The organism is Marinococcus luteus (assembly GCF_034497705.1).
Classification (GTDB): Bacteria; Bacillota; Bacilli; order Bacillales; family Marinococcaceae; genus Marinococcus; species Marinococcus luteus_A.
Genome location: NZ_JAXRUV010000006.1, coordinates 91129 through 110027, shown reverse-complemented (window position 1 = coordinate 110027; position 18899 = coordinate 91129). Strand labels below are relative to the sequence as shown.

Annotated in this window: 14 protein-coding genes and 1 other annotated feature; all 14 genes read left to right on the top strand. The window is 48.3% G+C overall.

All coding sequences use genetic code 11. The features are described 5' to 3' along the window. The first annotated feature begins 9 nt into the window (after positions 1-9). The 14 genes from leuD to Q9M42_RS10815 all read left to right on the top strand — a co-directional run bounded on the left by leuD (position 10) and on the right by Q9M42_RS10815 (position 18877). Positions 10-600, top strand: a complete 591-nt coding sequence (gene leuD, locus Q9M42_RS10880; RefSeq protein WP_322526502.1) for a 3-isopropylmalate dehydratase small subunit — start codon at positions 10-12, stop codon at positions 598-600. Between the two features lie 150 nt (positions 601-750). After that, positions 751-1770: a tetratricopeptide repeat protein gene (locus Q9M42_RS10875; RefSeq protein WP_322526501.1), complete on the top strand. Its 1020-nt coding sequence runs from the start codon at positions 751-753 to the stop codon at positions 1768-1770. 144 nt (positions 1771-1914) lie between these two features. Further along, complete coding sequence (gene tig / locus Q9M42_RS10870) at positions 1915-3252, top strand: trigger factor (protein WP_322526500.1); 1338 nt, start codon at positions 1915-1917, stop codon at positions 3250-3252. A gap of 327 nt (positions 3253-3579) precedes the next feature. After that, complete coding sequence (gene clpX / locus Q9M42_RS10865) at positions 3580-4854, top strand: ATP-dependent protease ATP-binding subunit ClpX (protein WP_022793156.1); 1275 nt, start codon at positions 3580-3582, stop codon at positions 4852-4854. Positions 4855-5086: 232 nt separating this feature from the next. Continuing rightward, positions 5087-7420: an endopeptidase La gene (gene lon, locus Q9M42_RS10860; RefSeq protein ID WP_322526499.1), complete on the top strand. Its 2334-nt coding sequence runs from the start codon at positions 5087-5089 to the stop codon at positions 7418-7420. Beyond that, a complete protein-coding gene (gene yihA, locus Q9M42_RS10855; protein ID WP_322526498.1) occupies positions 7407-7988 on the top strand; it encodes a ribosome biogenesis GTP-binding protein YihA/YsxC in 582 nt (193 codons plus the stop codon). Before lon ends, yihA begins: the two co-directional genes overlap by 14 nt. Before the next feature lie 210 nt (positions 7989-8198). Then, entirely contained in the window at positions 8199-9599 is a 1401-nt protein-coding gene (hemA, locus tag Q9M42_RS10850; RefSeq protein WP_322526496.1) for a glutamyl-tRNA reductase, read from the top strand. Positions 9600-9614: 15 nt separating this feature from the next. After that, positions 9615-10445, top strand: a complete 831-nt coding sequence (locus Q9M42_RS10845) for a cytochrome C assembly family protein (RefSeq protein WP_322526495.1) — start codon at positions 9615-9617, stop codon at positions 10443-10445. A gap of 35 nt (positions 10446-10480) precedes the next feature. Beyond that, positions 10481-11416, top strand: a complete 936-nt coding sequence (gene hemC / locus Q9M42_RS10840; protein ID WP_322526572.1) for a hydroxymethylbilane synthase — start codon at positions 10481-10483, stop codon at positions 11414-11416. Next, positions 11416-12162, top strand: a complete 747-nt coding sequence (locus tag Q9M42_RS10835; RefSeq protein ID WP_322526494.1) for a uroporphyrinogen-III synthase — start codon at positions 11416-11418, stop codon at positions 12160-12162. The genes hemC and Q9M42_RS10835 overlap by 1 nt, the downstream gene beginning before the upstream one ends. 11 nt (positions 12163-12173) lie before the next feature. After that, complete coding sequence (gene hemB, locus Q9M42_RS10830) at positions 12174-13166, top strand: porphobilinogen synthase (RefSeq protein WP_322526493.1); 993 nt, start codon at positions 12174-12176, stop codon at positions 13164-13166. Between the two features lie 102 nt (positions 13167-13268). Further along, positions 13269-14582 (top strand): glutamate-1-semialdehyde 2,1-aminomutase, encoded by a 1314-nt coding sequence (gene hemL, locus Q9M42_RS10825; RefSeq protein WP_322526492.1) that lies wholly within the window; start codon positions 13269-13271, stop codon positions 14580-14582. Positions 14583-14631: 49 nt separating this feature from the next. After that, positions 14632-14846: a binding site (T-box leader), on the top strand. 40 nt (positions 14847-14886) lie between these two features. After that, on the top strand, positions 14887-17526 hold the full coding sequence (locus tag Q9M42_RS10820) for a valine--tRNA ligase (RefSeq protein ID WP_440972324.1): 2640 nt from the start codon (positions 14887-14889) through the stop codon (positions 17524-17526). A gap of 58 nt (positions 17527-17584) precedes the next feature. Next, positions 17585-18877, top strand: coding sequence for a bifunctional folylpolyglutamate synthase/dihydrofolate synthase (locus Q9M42_RS10815; RefSeq protein WP_322526491.1), 1293 nt, complete (start codon positions 17585-17587; stop codon positions 18875-18877). The last annotated feature ends 22 nt before the right edge of the window (positions 18878-18899 follow it).

Genomic DNA, 18899 nt, shown 5'->3' with positions numbered 1-18899 from the left:
GGTGGCAGCATGGAAGCACTCACAGTGCACGAAGGAAACACGGCAGTACTTGAACGTGCAAACGTGGACACGGACCAGATTATTCCGAAGCAGTTTTTAAAACGCGTAGAACGTACCGGATTCGGCCAGTTTTTATTTTTCGACTGGCGCTTCAAGTCAGATGGAGAAGAAGACCCTTCCTTTGAGCTGAACTACCCGTCAGCAGCCAATGCCTCAATTTTGATTGCCGATCATAATTTTGGCTCGGGCTCTTCGAGGGAGCACGCCCCCTGGGCCCTTCAGGACTATGGGTTTCGCGTTATTATTGCTCCCAGTTATTCAGATATTTTTTACAATAACTGCGTCAAAAACGGGATACTGCCGGTGAGGCTGCCCGAAGATCAGGTTTATGAACTGATGCGGAATGGGAATGATAAAGAATACCACTTGACAGTAGACTTACAGGATCAGCAAATCTTTGATAAGGATGCGGATTTTCAGGCAACATTTGAGATAGATCCCTATTGGAAGGAAATGCTGTTAAATGGATGGGATGAAATTAGTATTACGCTTCAATATGAAGAAGATATTGAAGCTTATGAAAAACGGGTCAAAGTTTAACGGGGAAGGCGGCCCACAGCGGCCGTCTTCATTTTTACATTAAGCTCTAATGAACGCAGTTATTCATACATACATATACTATTTGGTTCTGCCCATACAAAAGGTTTACGATCTACTGGCATAGCGGATTTGCAAAGAAGGAGGCTGCAGATGGATAAACGGCTGAATCAGAAGGTTGTTTCTTTCCCCGGGACAGCCGGGCAATTGGTTAAGCAGGGGCTCGAGCAGCTGAAGTCCGGGGAAAAGGAGCAGGCTGTAAATGTTTTTCGCCAGGCACTGGTTCATGAGAGTGATAACCCGGACGCCTCCTATGGTCTTCTTTTAGCTTATGCGGAAGCAGGACAGCTGCAGGAAGCAGCCGGGTGGGCAGAAGAACTGCTTAAAGACAACACCAGTGACTTCCTCGAAATTCTGCACGTATACGTACCGGTGTTAGCCCAGCTTGGCAGGTACGACCAGGTAATTGAAACGCTGGATGAAGTACAGAATACAAAAGAAGTACCTGCCCATCTAAGAGAACAGTTTCAGGAATTATACGCCCTGGCCGACGGCATGACACAGATGGAATCAGAAACGGAAGAAAACGATACAACGCCTGAGGGACGTTCTTCGCTTCCAGTGGAATGGGAAATGGTGCTTCAAATGGGGACGGAGGACCAGAAGCTTCATGTATTAAACGTACTTCGAAAAGAAGGGCCGGAAAAATGGATGCCTGCAATAAGAGAACTGCTGGCTCGTCCAGAGACATCGCCATTAATGAAAAGCTTCCTTCTTCTGCTTCTGAAGGACTGGCAGGTCGAAGATGCTGTCTGGGTACAGAAGCTGGGCAGGAAAGGGGAGTTTGCACCGTCAACGCTTCCGTCTTTAGAAGAAAGCAGTTCATATAAAGAGTCCTCGTTTCTGCTCGACCGTTCACTGGGGGACAAGGATCCAGTTCTTCTGCAGCACGCGAAAGAGCTGCTGCAGCAGCTGCTGTTGTATTACTATCCTTTTCCTCCTTCGGTTCAGATTGAAGTGCTGGCAGCGGTGCTGCATTTTGAGACGTTCCGGCAGTTTGAGCCACTCCCGGATGAACAGACTATCAGGGATTTTTACGGAGTAGCTGAACCAAGCTTTAAATCGATGCAGCAGGAATACGAAAGAATCCAGGGGTTCATTCAGGAAATCTGAAAAGCCCCTATTTGAAAGTGAAGTTTAATCCCTTGTGGGAGTAAGTTTAGCGGAAAATGAATCATTCATTGAAATGGTTTAGTGTTATGTTATAATAGGGTAGTTGTTTACACGGTAGAACCTAGTTATTTGGAGGGAATTTGAATGAATGCCAGTTGGGAAAAGAAAGAAGGAAACCAGGGAGTCTTAACCGTAGACGTAGAATCGGAACGGTTTGACAAAGCTCTGGATCAAGCATTTGATAAAGTGAAAAACGATGTATCTATTCCAGGATTTCGTAAAGGGAAAGTGCCACGGAAGCTTTTCGAAAGCCGCTTTGGAGTAGAGTCTTTATACCAGGATGCCTTGGACATCCTGCTTCCGGATGTTTATGCCGAAGCAGTTGATGAAGCGGGTATTGAGCCAGTGGACCGCCCGGAAATTGATGTGGAAGAAGTGGAAAAAGGCAAAGACCTGAAATTCACTGCTACAGTAACCGTAAAGCCGGAAGTAGAACTCGGTGAAATTAAAGGGCTGGAAGTAGAAGAGTTTGACACCTCTGTATCAGAAGAAGAGGTAAACCAGGAGCTTGAAAATCTTCAAAGCAAATACGCAGATCTTGCTGTAGTGGAAGAGGGCGAAGTGCAGGATGGAGACACCGCTGTACTCGACTTCGAAGGTTTTGTCGACGGTGAAGCTTTTGAAGGCGGGAGTGCGGAAAACCACTCGCTTGAAATCGGCTCTAATTCCTTCATTCCAGGATTTGAAGAGCAGGTTGTAGGCATGCAGCCGGGCACAGAAAAAGATATTACAGTTACTTTCCCGGAAGAGTACCATGCTGAAAATCTTGCCGGGCAGGAAGCTGTCTTTCATGTTAAACTTCACGAAATCAAGCGTAAAGAGCTTCCAGAGCTCGACGATGAATTTGCGAAAGACGTAGAAGAGCATGAAGCAGAAACGCTCGACGAGCTTAAACAGGCAGTGCGCCATCAGCTTGAACACGACCGTGAGCATGAAAAAGAACATCACGAGCGCGACGCTGTAGTTGAAGAAGCAGCAGAAAAAGCTTCTGCAGAAATTCCACAGGCAATGATCAATACAGAATCTGACCGCATGCTTCAGGAATTCAGCCAGCGCCTTCAGTCCCAGGGAATGACTCTTGAAATGTACCAGCAGGTTACTGGTACGGACGAAGAAGGCATGAAAGAGCAGTTCCAGCCGGAAGCTGAAAAACGCGTACGCATGAACCTGACTCTTGAAGCTGTAGCTGAGCAGGAAAACCTCGAAGCAAGTGAAGAAGATGTAGAAAATGAACTTCAAAAAATGGCTGATATGTATCAGCGCGATAAAGAAGAAATCCGCAGCCTTATCGAAATGCAGGGCGGCGTGGATATGCTGAAGCAGGATCTTCGTCTGCAGCGTGCTATCGATTATCTGGTCGAGCACAGCAAAACTGTACCGAAGAAAGAAGAACCGGAAGCTGAAGAAGCAGAAAACGAATAAGGCAGAAATGCTGATAAAATCCTGAGGGTGAAGTATGCCTTCAGGATTTTTCCGCCTGAAATGGTCAAAAATCAGCACATTCCGGCTGCTCCGAGTAAAGGGTATTGTTTCGATTTCCATAGAAAAGTATGATACAATTCAACTCAAGCGCAATAATTGTGTTATTTAAAAACTTCCTATATAGTAAACGAAGAATTAATAATTGTGTTTAGGCAGAGCAGAGAATATGCCGTTTTGAAAAAAGTCATCGAAGGGCTTTGTCAGGCGGATTGATTGTATACATTACGCTGCTTTAAATGTTTCATATTTAGGTGAGGGGTGAACCAGTTGATTAAATTCAATGAAGAAAAAGGCCAATTGAAATGTTCCTTCTGTGGAAAAACTCAGGATCAGGTTCGTAAACTGGTCGCAGGGCCCGGCGTATACATTTGTGACGAATGTATTGAACTGTGCACAGAGATCGTGGAGGAAGAATTAGGTTCAGAAGAAGAAGTGGAATTTGAAGAAATACCGAAGCCATACGAAATCAATGAAACACTTGATGATTATGTTATCGGCCAGGAAAGAGCGAAAAAATCGCTTTCTGTAGCTGTCTATAACCACTATAAACGGGTAAATTCCACAAAGAAAACCGACGACGTGGAACTGGCTAAAAGTAATATAGCGCTCTTAGGCCCGACCGGGAGCGGAAAAACGCTATTAGCGCAGACGCTGGCCCGTATTTTGAACGTTCCATTTGCGATCGCAGACGCAACTTCCTTAACGGAAGCAGGGTATGTAGGTGAAGATGTGGAAAACATTCTGCTGAAGCTGATCCAGGCAGCTGATTATGATACAGAAAAAGCAGAAAAAGGGATTATTTACATCGATGAAATCGATAAAGTAGCCCGCAAATCAGAAAATCCTTCCATCACCCGTGACGTATCCGGAGAAGGGGTTCAGCAGGCGCTGCTGAAAATTCTGGAAGGTACTACAGCCAGTGTTCCTCCGCAGGGAGGCAGAAAGCATCCTCATCAGGAATTTATCCAGATCGATACGAGCAATGTGCTCTTCATCTGCGGTGGTGCGTTTGATGGCATCGAACAGATTGTAAAAGAACGCCTCGGACGTAAAATTATCGGTTTTGGAGCAGAGTCTGAAAATGCTGAAATGGGCCACGATGAATACATGAGCCGGATTCTTCCGGAAGACCTGCTGCGCTATGGTCTTATTCCTGAATTTATCGGCCGGATCCCTGTTATTTCTAGCTTGTCGCAATTAGACGAGGAAGCATTGATTGAGATCCTGACTCAGCCGAAAAACGCGCTCGTCAAGCAGTATCAGAAACTGCTCGAAATGGATGAAGTTGAGCTTGAATTCACCGAAGATGCGCTGCGTGCGATTTCGCGAAAAGCAATTGAACGGAAGACCGGAGCACGTGGTCTGCGTTCCATCATCGAAGGGATTATGCTTGATGTAATGTATGATCTGCCTTCTAAAGAAGAAATTGTTTCCTGCACTATTACAGCAGAGAGCGTAGATAGTGACGGATCGCCTCTTCTGAAAACAAAAGATGGCAAAGAAGTAACATTAAAACAGTACAAACCAAAAGAAAGTGCATAAACGGTTTTTCGCCTGAATGAAAAGGGACCTTATACAGAAACCCCCGCATCCGTATGGTGCGGGGGTTCTGATTATTTATACATAGCATTTATAGACGACTTCCTGTCAATGAGTAATGTTTCATAGACAGTAATTTTATAAATAGGATAAAATAAATAGTATACCTTTAGTACGTAATAACCGCATCACTGCAAAGCAAACGAACATAATTTGACAATAGAGGTGTTAGCGAATGCCAAATACAACAACGATCTCCATACCGATGCTGCCGCTTCGCGGGCTGCTTGTGTTCCCGTCGATGGTGCTCCATTTGGATGTGGGCAGGGATAAATCGGTGGAAGCCCTTGAGCAGGCGAATGCGAAAGACAGCCGGATTCTCCTCGTAACGCAGAAGGATTTATCAGTAGATAATCCGGGCGAAGCTGATGTGTACCATGTCGGTACAGTGGCAAAAATTAAGCAGATGCTGAAGCTTCCAAACGGAACCATCCGTGTACTTGTGGAAGGTTTGGAGCGCGCAGAGATAAAAGAATTTATCGATAAGGATGCTTTTTTTGAAGTGGAAATGGAAGTGCTGCCTACGGAAGAGCACGCAGATTCGGCTGAGGAACAGGCGTTAATGAGAAAGGCGCTGGAAGCTTTTGAACAGTATGCCACTGCTTCTAAGCGCATTTCCAGTGAAACGATCCAATCGGTGCAGGACATTGCAGGGGCCGACCGTCTCGCTGATATGATCAGCTCTCATCTGCCGTTAAAAGTAGCAGAGAAGCAGGAGCTGCTCGAGCAATTCACCGCTTCGGAGCGTCTGCGCAAAATTATCGATATTCTGCAGAAAGAACAGGAAGTATTAGGTCTTGAAAATCAAATCGGGCAGCGCGTGAAAAAATCGATGGAAAAAACGCAGCGTGAATACTACCTGCGCGAACAAATGCGGGCGATCCAAAAAGAACTCGGAGAGACTGATGGAAAAGAAAGTGAAGTCGATGAACTCAGAGAAAAAATTCAGCAGGCAAAAATGCCCGAACAGGTTCAGGAAAAAGCTGAGCGGGAGCTCCGCCGCTACGAAAAGATGCCAGGGGCTTCTGCAGAGACTTCCGTTATCCGGACATATATCGAATGGCTTGTGGATATACCGTGGTATGAGGAAACTGAAGACCAGCTCGATATTAAGCGGGCCCAGCGGGTTCTCGATGAAGATCATTATGGACTAGAAAAGGTGAAGGACCGGGTACTTGAGCACTTAGCCGTGCAGCAGCTGACAGAATCCGTGAAAGGCCCGATTCTATGTCTGACCGGACCGCCAGGTGTCGGAAAAACGTCGCTGGCACGTTCCATTGCGCGCTCGCTCGACCGTAATTTCACTAGAATGAGCCTTGGAGGCATCCGGGATGAAGCAGAAATTCGCGGGCATCGCAAAACCTATGTCGGAGCTATGCCTGGACGTATTATTCAGGGAATGAAAAAAGCAGGGACCATTAATCCGGTATTTCTGCTTGATGAAATCGACAAAATGGCCAGTGATTTCCGGGGAGACCCATCTTCAGCAATGCTTGAAGTGCTTGACCCGGAACAAAACAATACATTTGAAGATCATTATGTGGAAGAGCCTTATGATCTTTCCAAGACGATGTTTATTACCACGGCGAACAATATGAACACCATCCCTGAGCCGCTGCTCGACCGGATGGAGGTTATCCGCATTGCAGGTTACACTGAAATCGAAAAAGAGGGTATTGCCAAAAATCATCTTGTGGAAAAGCAGATTAAAGAAAACGGCTTAACCAAAGGAAGCATCCAGTTCCGTCAGGGAGCTCTTTTGAAGCTCATACGCGAGTATACGAGAGAAGCAGGAGTCCGTGGACTCGAAAGAGAAATTGCAGCGGTGTGCAGGAAAGCAGCAAAGCTGATCGTGATGGGAGAGAACAAAAAAGTAGTAGTAACTCCCGCGAAAATTGAAGAACTGCTTGGGCGTCCGCGGTACCGCTACGGGCGTGCAGAGGAGGAAGATCAGGTCGGAGCGGCCACCGGTCTAGCCTACACAGCTGCCGGCGGAACGACTTTATCTATTGAAGTTTCTCTCGCAAAAGGAAACGGACAGCTGCAATTAACCGGAAAGCTCGGCGACGTCATGAAGGAATCCGCGCAGGCAGCATTCAGTTATATTCGCTCTAAAGCAGATGAGTGGGGCGTCGATCCGGATTTTCAGGAAAAATGGGACATTCATATTCACGTTCCGGAAGGGGCCACCCCAAAAGACGGACCCTCCGCCGGCATTACGATTGCAACAGCTCTGGTGTCCGCCCTGTCCGGCCGGAAAGTGAAAAAGGAAGTAGGGATGACCGGCGAAATTACTCTGCGCGGCAGAGTCCTTCCGATTGGTGGACTGAAGGAAAAATCAATGAGCGCCCACCGCGCCGGACTGACGACGATCCTAATCCCCGCCGATAATGAGAAAGATTTGGAAGATATACCGGAGAGCATAAAAAAAGATATTACATTTATCACGGTGAAGCATCTCGATGAAGTGTTAAAAGAAGCATTGGAGGAGAAAAATGAAAGTTCATAAATCGGAGCTGGTTATAAGCGCGGTCAGCCCTAAGCAGTACCCTGAAGGAGGACTTCCGGAAATAGCTCTGGCCGGAAGGTCCAACGTAGGGAAGTCTTCGTTTATTAATTCCCTGTTAGCGAGAAAAAACCTGGCCAGGACCTCTTCAAAGCCCGGCAAAACACGTACGCTTAACTTTTATAATATCGAAGACCGCTTTTTGTTTGTAGACGTTCCCGGCTACGGCTATGCGAAAGTATCGAAAAGCGAACGGGCAGCCTGGGGCGAAATGATGGAGGAGTATCTCAAAAGCAGAGAGGTGCTGAAAGCTGCTTTTATGATTATCGATTTTCGCCACGAGCCGACCAAAGACGATATAGCCATGTACGATTATTTGAAATTTCATGAGCTGCCGGTAGTTATTATTGCAACAAAAGCGGACAAAATCACGAAAAATAAACGTCCCCGTCATTTAAAGCGTGTTAAAGAAACGCTTAAGCTGAAGCCGGAGGACCAGACGGTCGTATTTTCTGCAGAAACCGCCCAGGGTAAAGATGAAGCGTGGCGGGCCATTGAGCAGTTTATTTGAAAATGATATGTGGAAGATATACATTGGAACGGTGAGTAAAAGAAAGATACAGTAGAAAAACTGTCAGCCCTTGTTCACAAATTAATGCTAAAAGACAAATAGTTGTGTGATACAATGGGTTGTGTGAAGAGTGGAACGTATAAATAGAGTTGAACATTTGGTGGTTGCATTAAACATGGTACTGATGACGCAGGGGGTGAAGATACGGACATGCATATTATTGTCGCTGGATTAGACTATAAAACAACTCCAGTTGAAACGAGAGAACGATTGGCTTTTCAGGAGGATACACTTCCTCAGGCACTGCAGGAGCTTCGTGACATGAAAAGTATCCTGGAATGCGTCATCGTATCTACTTGTAACCGGACAGAGGTGTATGCAGTCGTCGACCAGCTGCATACAGGAAGACATTTTGTGAAAAAGTTTTTGGGCCGCTGGTTTGAAATGCCACAGGAAGAATTTGGCCCATTTTTAAATATACGCGAAAATGATGCAGCGGTGCAGCATTTGTTTCAGGTTGCAAGCGGTCTTGATTCCATGGTGATTGGTGAAACACAAATACTGGGCCAGGTGAAAAACGCCCTTGCTACAGCCCATGAGAATGAAACGACCGGCACGATATTTAATGAACTGTTTAAACGTGCAGTCACGTATTCCAAACGGGCCCATCACGAAACAGAAATTAACGACAATCCTGTATCAGTCAGCTATGCGGCTGTTGAGCTTGGTAAAAAAGTCGTCGGCTCGTTCAAAAACAAGCGGGTGCTTGTTTTGGGTGCCGGAAAAATGAGCGAATTGACAGCTAAGCATCTGCACTCCGGCGGTGCTGCCGAAGTGACGGTGTTTAACCGTACGTATGAGAAAGCAGAACAGATTGCTACGCAGTTTAACGGTGAAGCAAAACCAATGGAGGAGCTGACTGATGCACTTTGTCAGGCAGATGTTTTAATTTCTTCCACGGGTTCGGATTCATACGTGCTGAGTAAAGAGCAGGTGGCTTCTGCCAGCAAAAAAAGAAAAGGCAAACCGCTGTTTATGGTTGATATTGCGGTTCCAAGAGATTTGGATCCCGCATTGAATCAGCTCGATAACGTTTTTTTGTATGACATTGATGACCTGCAGGATATTGTGAATTCCAATATGGAAGAACGCAAAAAAGCTGCAGCACTGATGGAGAGAATGATCCATGCTGAAGTCTCGGATTTCAAGGACTGGGTGCATACTCTCGGAGTGGTACCAGTGATTTCAGCTCTTCGGACAAAAGCTCTGGCTATTCAGGCAGATACCATGGATAGTGTGGAACGGAAGCTTCCGGAGCTTACCGAACGGGAAAAGAAAGTGCTGCGTAAGCACACAAAAAGCATTATCAATCAAATGATCAAGGATCCGATAACGAAAGCTAAAGAAATGGCTGATAACAACGATGCAGAAGAAATGCTGCAGCTGTTTACCGAAATCTTTGCTCTTGAAGAGGAAGTAGAAGAAGCCAGAGCAGCAGAGGAGCGCCAAATACGCAAGGAAGAAGCGGAAGAGGAATGGAATGCCTCCAGAGAAACGCGCGGATTCCGCCTTCCCTATGCTTACGCGACAGATGTCGCTGTTCGTTCCTAAGAGAGGGGCGTCAGGATGGTTGCAGCCGAAGGAATTATTTATATCGTAACGATTGTACTATACGGCCTGAGCGTCCTTTGCTACTTCGTTGATTTTTCTCAAACCAACCGGAAGGTGAACCGACTCGCCTTCTGGTTGCTTTCTATTGTCTGGACTTCGCAGACGGCCTTTTTAGTACTTAGAATATTTATGTATGATCGTGCACCAGTAATCACGCCTTTTGAAGGCATGTATTTCTATGCGTGGTCGCTTGTGACCATTTCACTTATCGTGAACTGGTTTTTTCGAATGGATGTACTGGTTTTCTTTTTAAATGTGATCGGATTTCTGCTGATGACGTTCAGCTCTTTTTCGTTTAACGGCGATATCCCAAATGAGCTTGAAACGCTGCTCTTGTCTGAGACACTCGTGGTGCATATTATTTTTATTCTTCTCTCTTATGCTTCGTTTACACTGGCATTTGTATTCTCCGCGATGTATGTGCTGCAGCATCAGCTTTTAAAAAGGAAGCAGTGGGGGAAACGGTTAATTAGAATGGAAAACCTGCCGAAAATGGAAAAGCTGGCAGGAACGACCACGGTGATTGGAGTCCCTCTTTTATTCGCGGGGCTGGTGTTTGGTTTTCTCTGGGCAGGGAAATGGTACGACTCTCTCCCCTGGCAGGACGCAAAAGTCATCGGTTCGATCATTCTCCTTGGCTTTTACAGTACGTATATATATTTACTGGCCGTTCATCACTGGCGCGGGTACCGAATGGCGCTTCTAAACGTTGCCTGTTTTGTCGTTTTACTCATTAACTATTTTATTTCCAGTGATTTGAGTCAGTTTCATATATGGTACTTATAATAACTATGGATGCTTAGAAAGGAATGGCTAAACGCATGCGCACAATTACCCTGGGCACTAGAAAAAGTAATCTGGCATTAAAACAAACGGAGTGGGTGCAGCAGGAGCTTGAAAAGCTGGACCTGCCTTATCGTTTTGAAGTGAAAAAAATCTCTACAAAAGGTGACCGCGTTCTGGACCGGACGCTATCTAAAGTTGGCGGAAAGGGCCTGTTTGTAAAGGAAATTGAGCAGGCACTTACAGACGGTGAAATTGATATAGCTGTCCATAGCATGAAGGATCTCCCGGGAGAAATGGCGGAAGGCTTCGAGGTCGGTGCTGTCACTAACCGGGTGGACCCGCGGGATGCCTATATTGCAAACGATCATGTAAAGTTTCATAATCTGCCGCTTGGAGCAGTAGTTGGTACGAGCAGTCTGCGGCGCACATCCCAGATTAAAGCAGAGCGCCCGGACTTAAACGTCCATTGGATTCGGGGCAATATTGAAACACGGCTCCGGAAGCTGCGCGAGGAAAGCTTTGACGCCATTATTTTAGCCGCCGCCGGCCTGGAGCGTATGGGCTGGAGCGATGAGATTGTCACGGAATTTCTTGAGCCTAATATGTGTGTACCGGCCGTAGGCCAGGGTGCACTTGGTATTGAGTGCCGCAGCGGGGACGAAGATATATTAAAGATCATTCAAAACCTTCACGATGAGCCGGTAGCGGTATGTGTTGCTGCTGAGCGGGCCTTCCTGAAAGCCGTAGAAGGAGGATGTGCGGTGCCGATTGGCGGATACGCTACGCTTAATAAGCAGGGTAATGTACAATTAACCGCAATGATTGGGTCCACAGATGGACGCAAAATACTAAAAGAAAAGCTCACGGGTGACAATCCGGAAGAAATGGGCAGAAAGGCCGCGCACGCCCTGCTTGGACGGGGTGGCAAAGAAATTCTGGAACAGGCCCGGGAAGAGATGGGGGAAGAATAGTGACAGCAACAGTACTGGTGACAAGAGGAGCCGGCCAGCATGCAAGTCTGGTGCAGGGTCTTCAGTCTGCAGGCTGTTGTGTCAAAGCGGTGCCGGTTATTACGACCGTACCGGTACGGGGCATGGAAAAGACCATGGCAGAGCGGTGGCAGCGCGGAAATATAGACTGGTTGCTGGTAACCAGTGTGAATACCGTCTATTATCTGGCGGAATGGCAAAAGCGGTATGGTCTGGGTATTCCCCCCGGCTTAAAAACAGCTGCTGTGGGGCCCAAGACCAAACAAGCGTTGGAAGAGGAAGGCTTTCAGGTAGAGCTGATGCCGGAAAAATATAAAGCCGTTTCGTTAGCTGAATCAGCCGCACGAGTGATCGGCCGCCGGGATAACGTGCTTCTTCCCCAAAGCGCCCAGGCGGCGGACACCCTGTACCGGTTGCTTACAGACCAGGGCATCAGCGTATGGGTATGGCATTTGTATACGACGGTACCGGAAGAAAAAAATGGGGCTCTTCTGCAGGCAGTCTTAAAGAATCAGGAAGTTGACGTACTGACGGCTGCGAGTCCATCCTCTGTAGATGCACTATATCGGCTTGCAGGGGCTTACCGGCAGGCGCTTTTGACTGTTCCCGTAGTGGCCATTGGCCCATCGACCGGCCGCGCTGCCCGCGAGAGCGGGTTCAAGTATGTGTACGAAGCAGAAGTTCATTCCGTTGAAGGAATGATAGAAAAAACCAAGGAAATTACCTAGGAGGCTTCACATTGGCTGATTTACATTTCCGCCGGCACCGCAGGCTGCGGACAACGCCTGGTATAAGAGCAATGGTAAGGGAAAACGAATTAAGACCCAACGATTTGATTTATCCTATTTTTGTTGTCGAAGGGGAAAATGTGCGAAAAGAAGTACCATCTATGCCGGGGGTTTATCACGTTTCCCTGGATTATTTGGATACGGAAATGGATGAATTGGAAGCCCTCGGTATTCCGAGCGTCATCGTGTTTGGCGTGCCTCACGAGGAAGAAAAAGATGCAGAAGGAACCCCTGCGTTTCTGAAAGACGGGATTGTCCAGCGGGCGATCCGGCAGATTAAAGAGAATCATCCGTCATTAACGGTGATTGCGGATACCTGTTTGTGCCAGTATACAGACCATGGGCACTGCGGGGTAATTCATAACGGCTACGTGGATAACGATGAATCGCTGAGAAACCTAACAGAAACCGCGGTCTCCCAGGCGGAAGCCGGAGCAGACATTATTGCGCCGTCGAACATGATGGACGGCTTTACAGCGGCTATCCGGGAAGGACTCGATAGAGCAGGGCACGTTACGGTGCCTTTGATGTCCTATACAGTTAAATATGCCAGTGCTTTTTACGGCCCGTTCCGTGACGCGGCTCACAGCACTCCTTCGTTTGGGGACCGGAAAACCTATCAGATGGATCCTCCGAACCGGCTTGAAGCGTTAAAAGAAGCGGAAACTGATGTCGAAGAGGGGGCCGATTTTCTCATTGTGAAGCCGGCCCTTGCTTATCTCGATATTGTAAGAGAAGTGAAGGAGCGCACCGGTTATCCAGTAGTGGCTTATAACGTTTCCGGGGAATATGCGATGATTAAAGCTGCCGCCCAGAATGGGTGGGTAAACGAAAAGGATATTGTCATGGAAAAGCTCACAAGCATGAAGCGTGCCGGAGCTGACCTGATTGTGACGTATTTCGCCAAGGATGCTGTCCGCTATATGCAGGAAGACAATAAATGATAGAAACAAGCTCTGGAAGGTATTCAGTCCAGGGCTTGTTTTCGTTATACTAAGTACGGGAATAGCAAAAAAGATAACTTTTAAGTATTCAGGAGGTATGACATGAAATCGTATCATAATTCAATACATGCACATGAACGCGCAAAAAAAGTAATGCCGGGCGGAGTCAGCAGCCCCGTGCGGACATATGAATCTGTCGGCCATCCGGCCGTCTATATGGATGAAGGCAAAGGCTCCCGCATTAAAGATATCGACGGCAATGAATACATTGATTATGTGATGTCCTGGGGGCCGCTTCTTCTCGGACACGCAAATGAGCATGTGGTCGACAGTTTAAAAATTGTGGCTGAAAAAGGCACCAGCTTCGGCGCTTCGCACGTAACAGAAGCAGGGCTTGCAGAGCTTGTTGTTGACCGTGTACCTTCCATTGAGGTCGTCCGGATGGTGAATTCTGGTACGGAAGCGACAATGAGTGCGCTTCGTCTGGCCCGTGGATTTACGGGCAGGGACAAAATCGTAAAAATGGAAGGCTGCTACCACGGCCACGGAGACTCTCTACTCATTCGTGCCGGCTCCGGAGTTGCGACTCTTGGTCTGCCGGACAGTCCCGGTGTCCCCGGCTCAATCGCCCAGAACACGCTTACCGTTCCGTACAACGATCTCGACAGCCTGCAGAAGGCATTTGATGAATACGGTGATGAAATCGCTGGTGTGATCCTCGAGCCTGTTACCGGGAATATGGGTGTTGTCACTCCGGGTGAAGGATTTCTCGAAGGCGTTCGTGATATAACGAACCAGTACGGCAGTCTGCTGATTTTTGATGAAGTCATGAGCGGCTTCCGGGTGGACTATAATAGCGCCCAGGGACACTACGGCGTGACTCCGGATCTCACATGCCTTGGAAAGGTGATCGGTGGTGGGCTTCCGGTGGGAGCCTACGGCGGCCGCGCCGATATCATGCAGCAGATTGCCCCGGACGGGCCTATCTATCAGGCAGGTACCCTTTCCGGCAATCCACTGGCGATGACAGCCGGACTTGAAACACTCAGGCAGGTGGACGAAAGCAGCTATGAAACGTTCCGCGCCCGGGCAGCCCAGCTTGAAGAAGGACTGAACCGCGCAGCCTCCAAGCATGGAATCCCTCATCAGATCAACCGTGCCGGAGCGATGATCGGACTGTTCTTTACCGATGAACCTGTGGTGGATTTTGCTTCTGCGAAGAAATCTGATCTGGGAATGTTCGCGCGCTATTTCCGTGGAATGATGGCAGAAGGCATTTCGCTTCCACCTTCGCAGTTCGAAGGATTGTTTTTATCGACAGAGCACAGCGAAGAAGATATCGATAAGACCATTGAGGCGGCTGACCGCGTCTTTGCAAGCCTTGCTGCAAATAAAGAACACGGGGAAGATAGTTGACGCATGCGTCATGGTTTCGTAAAATAAAGACACTAAATCAATAGTAATAATAAATGCAGAAACAGGGAGGAGTACGCACGCAGGTCTGTTGTACAGAAAAAGGATCCTGGGCTGAGAGATTCTTTAACGACCCGTGCGGAAAGTCGCCCTCGAGCTTCTTTTCTGAACGTATACAGTAAGAAAAGACGGTAACCGCCGTTATGGGAAAGTGCCTGCGTGGCCGCAGGTATTAAGGTGGTACCGCGAAAACTCTTCGTCCTTACTCGGGATGAAGAGTTTTTTTATGAGAAGAAAGGGGATTTGTATGGGAAAACAAGAAACGGAAATGGCGAAAAAGTACGACCCGAAAGAAACAGAGAACCGCTGGTATGACTTCTGGAAAGAAACAGGGCAGTTTGAAGCAGGACAGACAGACGGTACGCCGTATACAATTGTTATTCCGCCGCCGAACGTAACCGGTCGGCTTCACCTGGGGCATGCCTGGGATACGACGCTTCAGGATATTTTAATCCGCATGAAACGCATGCAGGGCTATGATACCTTATGGCTGCCGGGCATGGACCATGCAGGCATTGCTACCCAATCTAAGGTCGAGGCGCAGCTGAAAGAAGAAGGTACGAGCCGCTACGAGCTTGGACGGGAGGCATTCCTGGAAAAAACGTGGGGATGGAAAGAGGAATATGCAGATTTCATCCGCAGCCAGTGGGCCAAGCTCGGGCTTTCACTCGATTATTCGAGAGAGCGTTTCACGCTTGATGAAGGCCTGTCGGAAGCGGTACGGGAAGTCTTTGTTTCGTTGTATGAAAGAGAGCTTATCTACCGGGGTGAATACATTATCAACTGGGATCCAGAAACGCAGACGGCGCTTTCGGATATCGAGGTGGAATACAAAGAAGTGCAGGGTCACTTTTACCATATGCGCTACCCGGTTAAAGGCGAAAATACCTCGATTGAAGTAGCGACGACCCGTCCGGAAACGATGCTCGGGGACACGGCAGTCGCAGTGCACCCGGAGGACGACCGCTATAAGCATCTCATTGGGAAAACGGCCGTACTGCCGATAATAGGAAGAGAAATTCCGATTATCGCAGACGACTATGTGGACATGGATTTTGGTTCGGGGGCAGTGAAAATCACGCCAGCGCACGATCCAAATGACTTTGAAATGGGCAACCGTCATGATCTTCCGCGTGTACTTGTGATGAATGAAGACGGGAGCATGAATGAGAATGCCGGCATCTATGAAGGCATGGACCGCTTTGCCTGTCGGAAGCAGCTTACGAAGGATCTGCAGGCCGACGATATTCTGTTTGATATCGAAGAGCATATGCACTCTGTTGGTCATTCTGAACGAAGCGGCGCAGTGGTTGAGCCGTACCTTTCCACGCAGTGGTTTGTAAACATGGGGCCGCTTGCGGAACAGGCAGTAGAACTTCAGCATAAGGAAGAAAAAGTCACCTTTGTGCCGGAACGCTTTGAAAAGACGTATCTGCAGTGGATGGAAAACATCCGGGACTGGTGTATTTCGCGCCAGCTCTGGTGGGGACACCGTATCCCCGCCTGGTACCATAAAGAAACAGGCGAAATTTATGTAGGGCGCACGGCACCGGAAAATCCGGATGAATGGAAACAGGATGAAGACGTGCTTGATACGTGGTTCAGCTCGGCTTTATGGCCATTCTCCACCATGGGGTGGCCGGAAGAAAGCTCGGACTATGCGCGCTACTACCCGACCAGTGCTCTTGTGACCGGCTACGACATCATTTTCTTCTGGGTGTCGCGGATGATTTTTCAGGGGCTGGAGTTTACCGGTGAACGCCCGTTTGAGGACGTGCTTATTCACGGACTGGTACGTGACAGTGAAGGACGGAAAATGAGTAAATCCCTCGGCAACGGGGTAGACCCGATGGATGTTATCGATCAGTACGGGGCGGATGCTCTGCGCTTTCTGCTCGCTACAGGTACAACACCGGGTAACGATATTCGTTTCCAGTGGGAAAAGGTAGAGGCCAACTGGAATTTCGGCAATAAAATTTGGAACGCCGCCCGTTTTACACTGATGAATGTGGAAGGGGTAACGGCGGAAGAGATCGAGCTCGAAGGCACAAAAACGATTGCGGATCGCTGGATATTACACCGTCTGCAGGAAACAAAGCAGAATGCCACCGAGCTGATGGAGAAATACGAGTTCGGAGAAGCCGGAAGGACGCTCTATAACTTTATTTGGGACGACCTTTGTGACTGGTACATTGAAATGGCCAAGCTGCCGCTGTACGGTGAAGAGGAACAGCCAAAACGCATGGCCCAGTCTGTGCTTGTTCATGTGTTTGACCAGACGATGCGCATGCTTCACCCGATGATGCCGTTTATTACGGAGGAAATCTGGCAGCATCTTCCTCACGAAGGAACGTCAATCATGAGTGCTTCCTGGCCGAAGGCAGATTCACAGCTGTTTGACGAAGAAGCGGTGCGCGATATGGAATTAATTCAAGAGGTTATTCGTTCGGTCCGGAATACGCGGGCGGAAATGAACGTTCCACCGTCCAAAGCGGTGCCGATGAGCCTGAAACCGTCCAACAGCCAGGCTTCGGAACGACTCGAACGGGGGCGTGACTATATTGTACGGTTTGGAAACCCTGAGACGCTGACTATCGATGCAGTGCTTGAAGCTCCGGAAAAATCCATATCCCACGTATTGAGCGGGGCGGAAATCTTTCTGCCGCTTGAAGGCCTGATTAATGTGGACGAGGAAATAGAACGTCTGCAGCGGGAAAAAGAAAAGCTCGATAAAGAAGTGGAACGGGTCACGAAAAAATTGAACAACGAAGGGTTTGTCAGCAAAGCTCCGGCGCATGTCGTAGAGGAAGAAAAAGAAAAGCAGAAGGATTATGAACAAAAAAGAGAAAAAGTAACAGCCAGAATGGAAGAACTGCAAAAAAGCTAAGCAGCAGACGCCCCCGGCCTAGGGGCCTGCAGCATGGCTGTTTAAAGGGAGGTCTACTTTGCACACATACAAGGAAGCAGAAGCATGGGTGCACTCACTCGAAACGTTCGGCATCCGCCCGGGGCTTGACCGTATGAATATGATGCTTGAAGCCGTCGGTAACCCGGAACGCCGGCTGAAAGGCATTCATATCGGCGGAACGAATGGAAAAGGATCCACTGCAGCATTTACGAGAAATATTATGACAGAAGCAGGCATTGTTTGCGGGTCGTTCACATCACCATATATCCATCATTTTCGTGAGCGTATTGCGACAGATGGAGAACCAATCAGCGAGGAGGATTTTCTGGAGCTGGCTGCCGTTCTTCGTCCGGTAGTGGAAAGCATTGCGCGAACGCCATTTGGATCACCGACGGAGTTTGAAGTGATCACTGTTATCGCGGCAATGTATTTTGCCAGAAAAACGTTTCCGGACGTCGTCATATGGGAGGTTGGCCTTGGCGGCCGTCTGGACGCCACAAACGCAATCCACCCTATGGTGAGCGTCATCACAAATATTGGGCACGATCATCAGGGCATCCTCGGGGACACGCTCGAAGAAGTAGCCCGGGAAAAAGCCGGTATTATTAAAGGCGGGGTGCCTGTAGTGACATGTGAGCAGAATGAAGAGCTTGCCGGCATTTTTGAGGAAGCTGTCGATTACCAGCGCTCGAAATTTTATCAGCTTGGCCGTCAGTTTCACGTTCGCCGCCTCGAACCGTTAGAGTCAGGAACCCGGTTTTCCTTTTATTCCCTTCTCGGAGATATGGAAGATCTCGAAGTCTCCATGCTCGGGGAGCACCAGGTGGAGAATGCGGCAGCAGCAGTAATTACGACACGTTATCTGAAAATGTATTACGCGCTCCCCGCAGAAGATGAACACATCCGCGCCGGCCTGAAAAAAGCAGCCTGGCCAGGTAGGCTTGAAAAAGCGCCTGGCGAAGAGCATGTTCTTTTCGACGGTGCTCATAATGAAGAAGGAATGAAAAGCCTCAAAGAAGCGTTAACTAAGCATTATCCAAACAGCCGTTTTCATTTTATTGTCGGAATGAAAACAGACAAATTACAAGCACCGGTGCTCGATCAGCTGAACGGCCTGGAGATAGAATCCATCACGGCGGTTCCGTTTGATTTTCCGCAGGCAGCAGCACCGGAGGATATTGCTGAAGCGAATACAGTCGACGTTCAAGAAGCAGCAAGCTGGCAGGAAGCATGGGAAAAGGCAAATACAGCCCGGGCTCAGGAAGACGTGATCGTCTTTGCCGGCTCCCTGTATTTCATCTCCCAGCTGACGCAGGAGTGGAGTCAATAAGAAAGCGAAGGCAGAAGCATGC

What these genes read in the sequence shown, in the direction of transcription:
- hemC (WP_322526572.1), top strand. Translation starts at nt 10,481, where the DNA reads ATGCGCACAATTACCCTGGGCACTAGAAAAAGTAATCTGGCATTAAAA.
- lon (WP_322526499.1), top strand. Translation starts at nt 5,087, where the DNA reads ATGCCAAATACAACAACGATCTCCATACCGATGCTGCCGCTTCGCGGG.
- leuD (WP_322526502.1), top strand. Translation starts at nt 10, where the DNA reads ATGGAAGCACTCACAGTGCACGAAGGAAACACGGCAGTACTTGAACGT.
- Q9M42_RS10875 (WP_322526501.1), top strand. Translation starts at nt 751, where the DNA reads ATGGATAAACGGCTGAATCAGAAGGTTGTTTCTTTCCCCGGGACAGCC.
- hemA (WP_322526496.1), top strand. Translation starts at nt 8,199, where the DNA reads ATGCATATTATTGTCGCTGGATTAGACTATAAAACAACTCCAGTTGAA.
- tig (WP_322526500.1), top strand. Translation starts at nt 1,915, where the DNA reads ATGAATGCCAGTTGGGAAAAGAAAGAAGGAAACCAGGGAGTCTTAACC.
- Q9M42_RS10845 (WP_322526495.1), top strand. Translation starts at nt 9,615, where the DNA reads ATGGTTGCAGCCGAAGGAATTATTTATATCGTAACGATTGTACTATAC.
- Q9M42_RS10820 (WP_440972324.1), top strand. Translation starts at nt 14,887, where the DNA reads ATGGGAAAACAAGAAACGGAAATGGCGAAAAAGTACGACCCGAAAGAA.
- yihA (WP_322526498.1), top strand. Translation starts at nt 7,407, where the DNA reads ATGAAAGTTCATAAATCGGAGCTGGTTATAAGCGCGGTCAGCCCTAAG.
- hemL (WP_322526492.1), top strand. Translation starts at nt 13,269, where the DNA reads ATGAAATCGTATCATAATTCAATACATGCACATGAACGCGCAAAAAAA.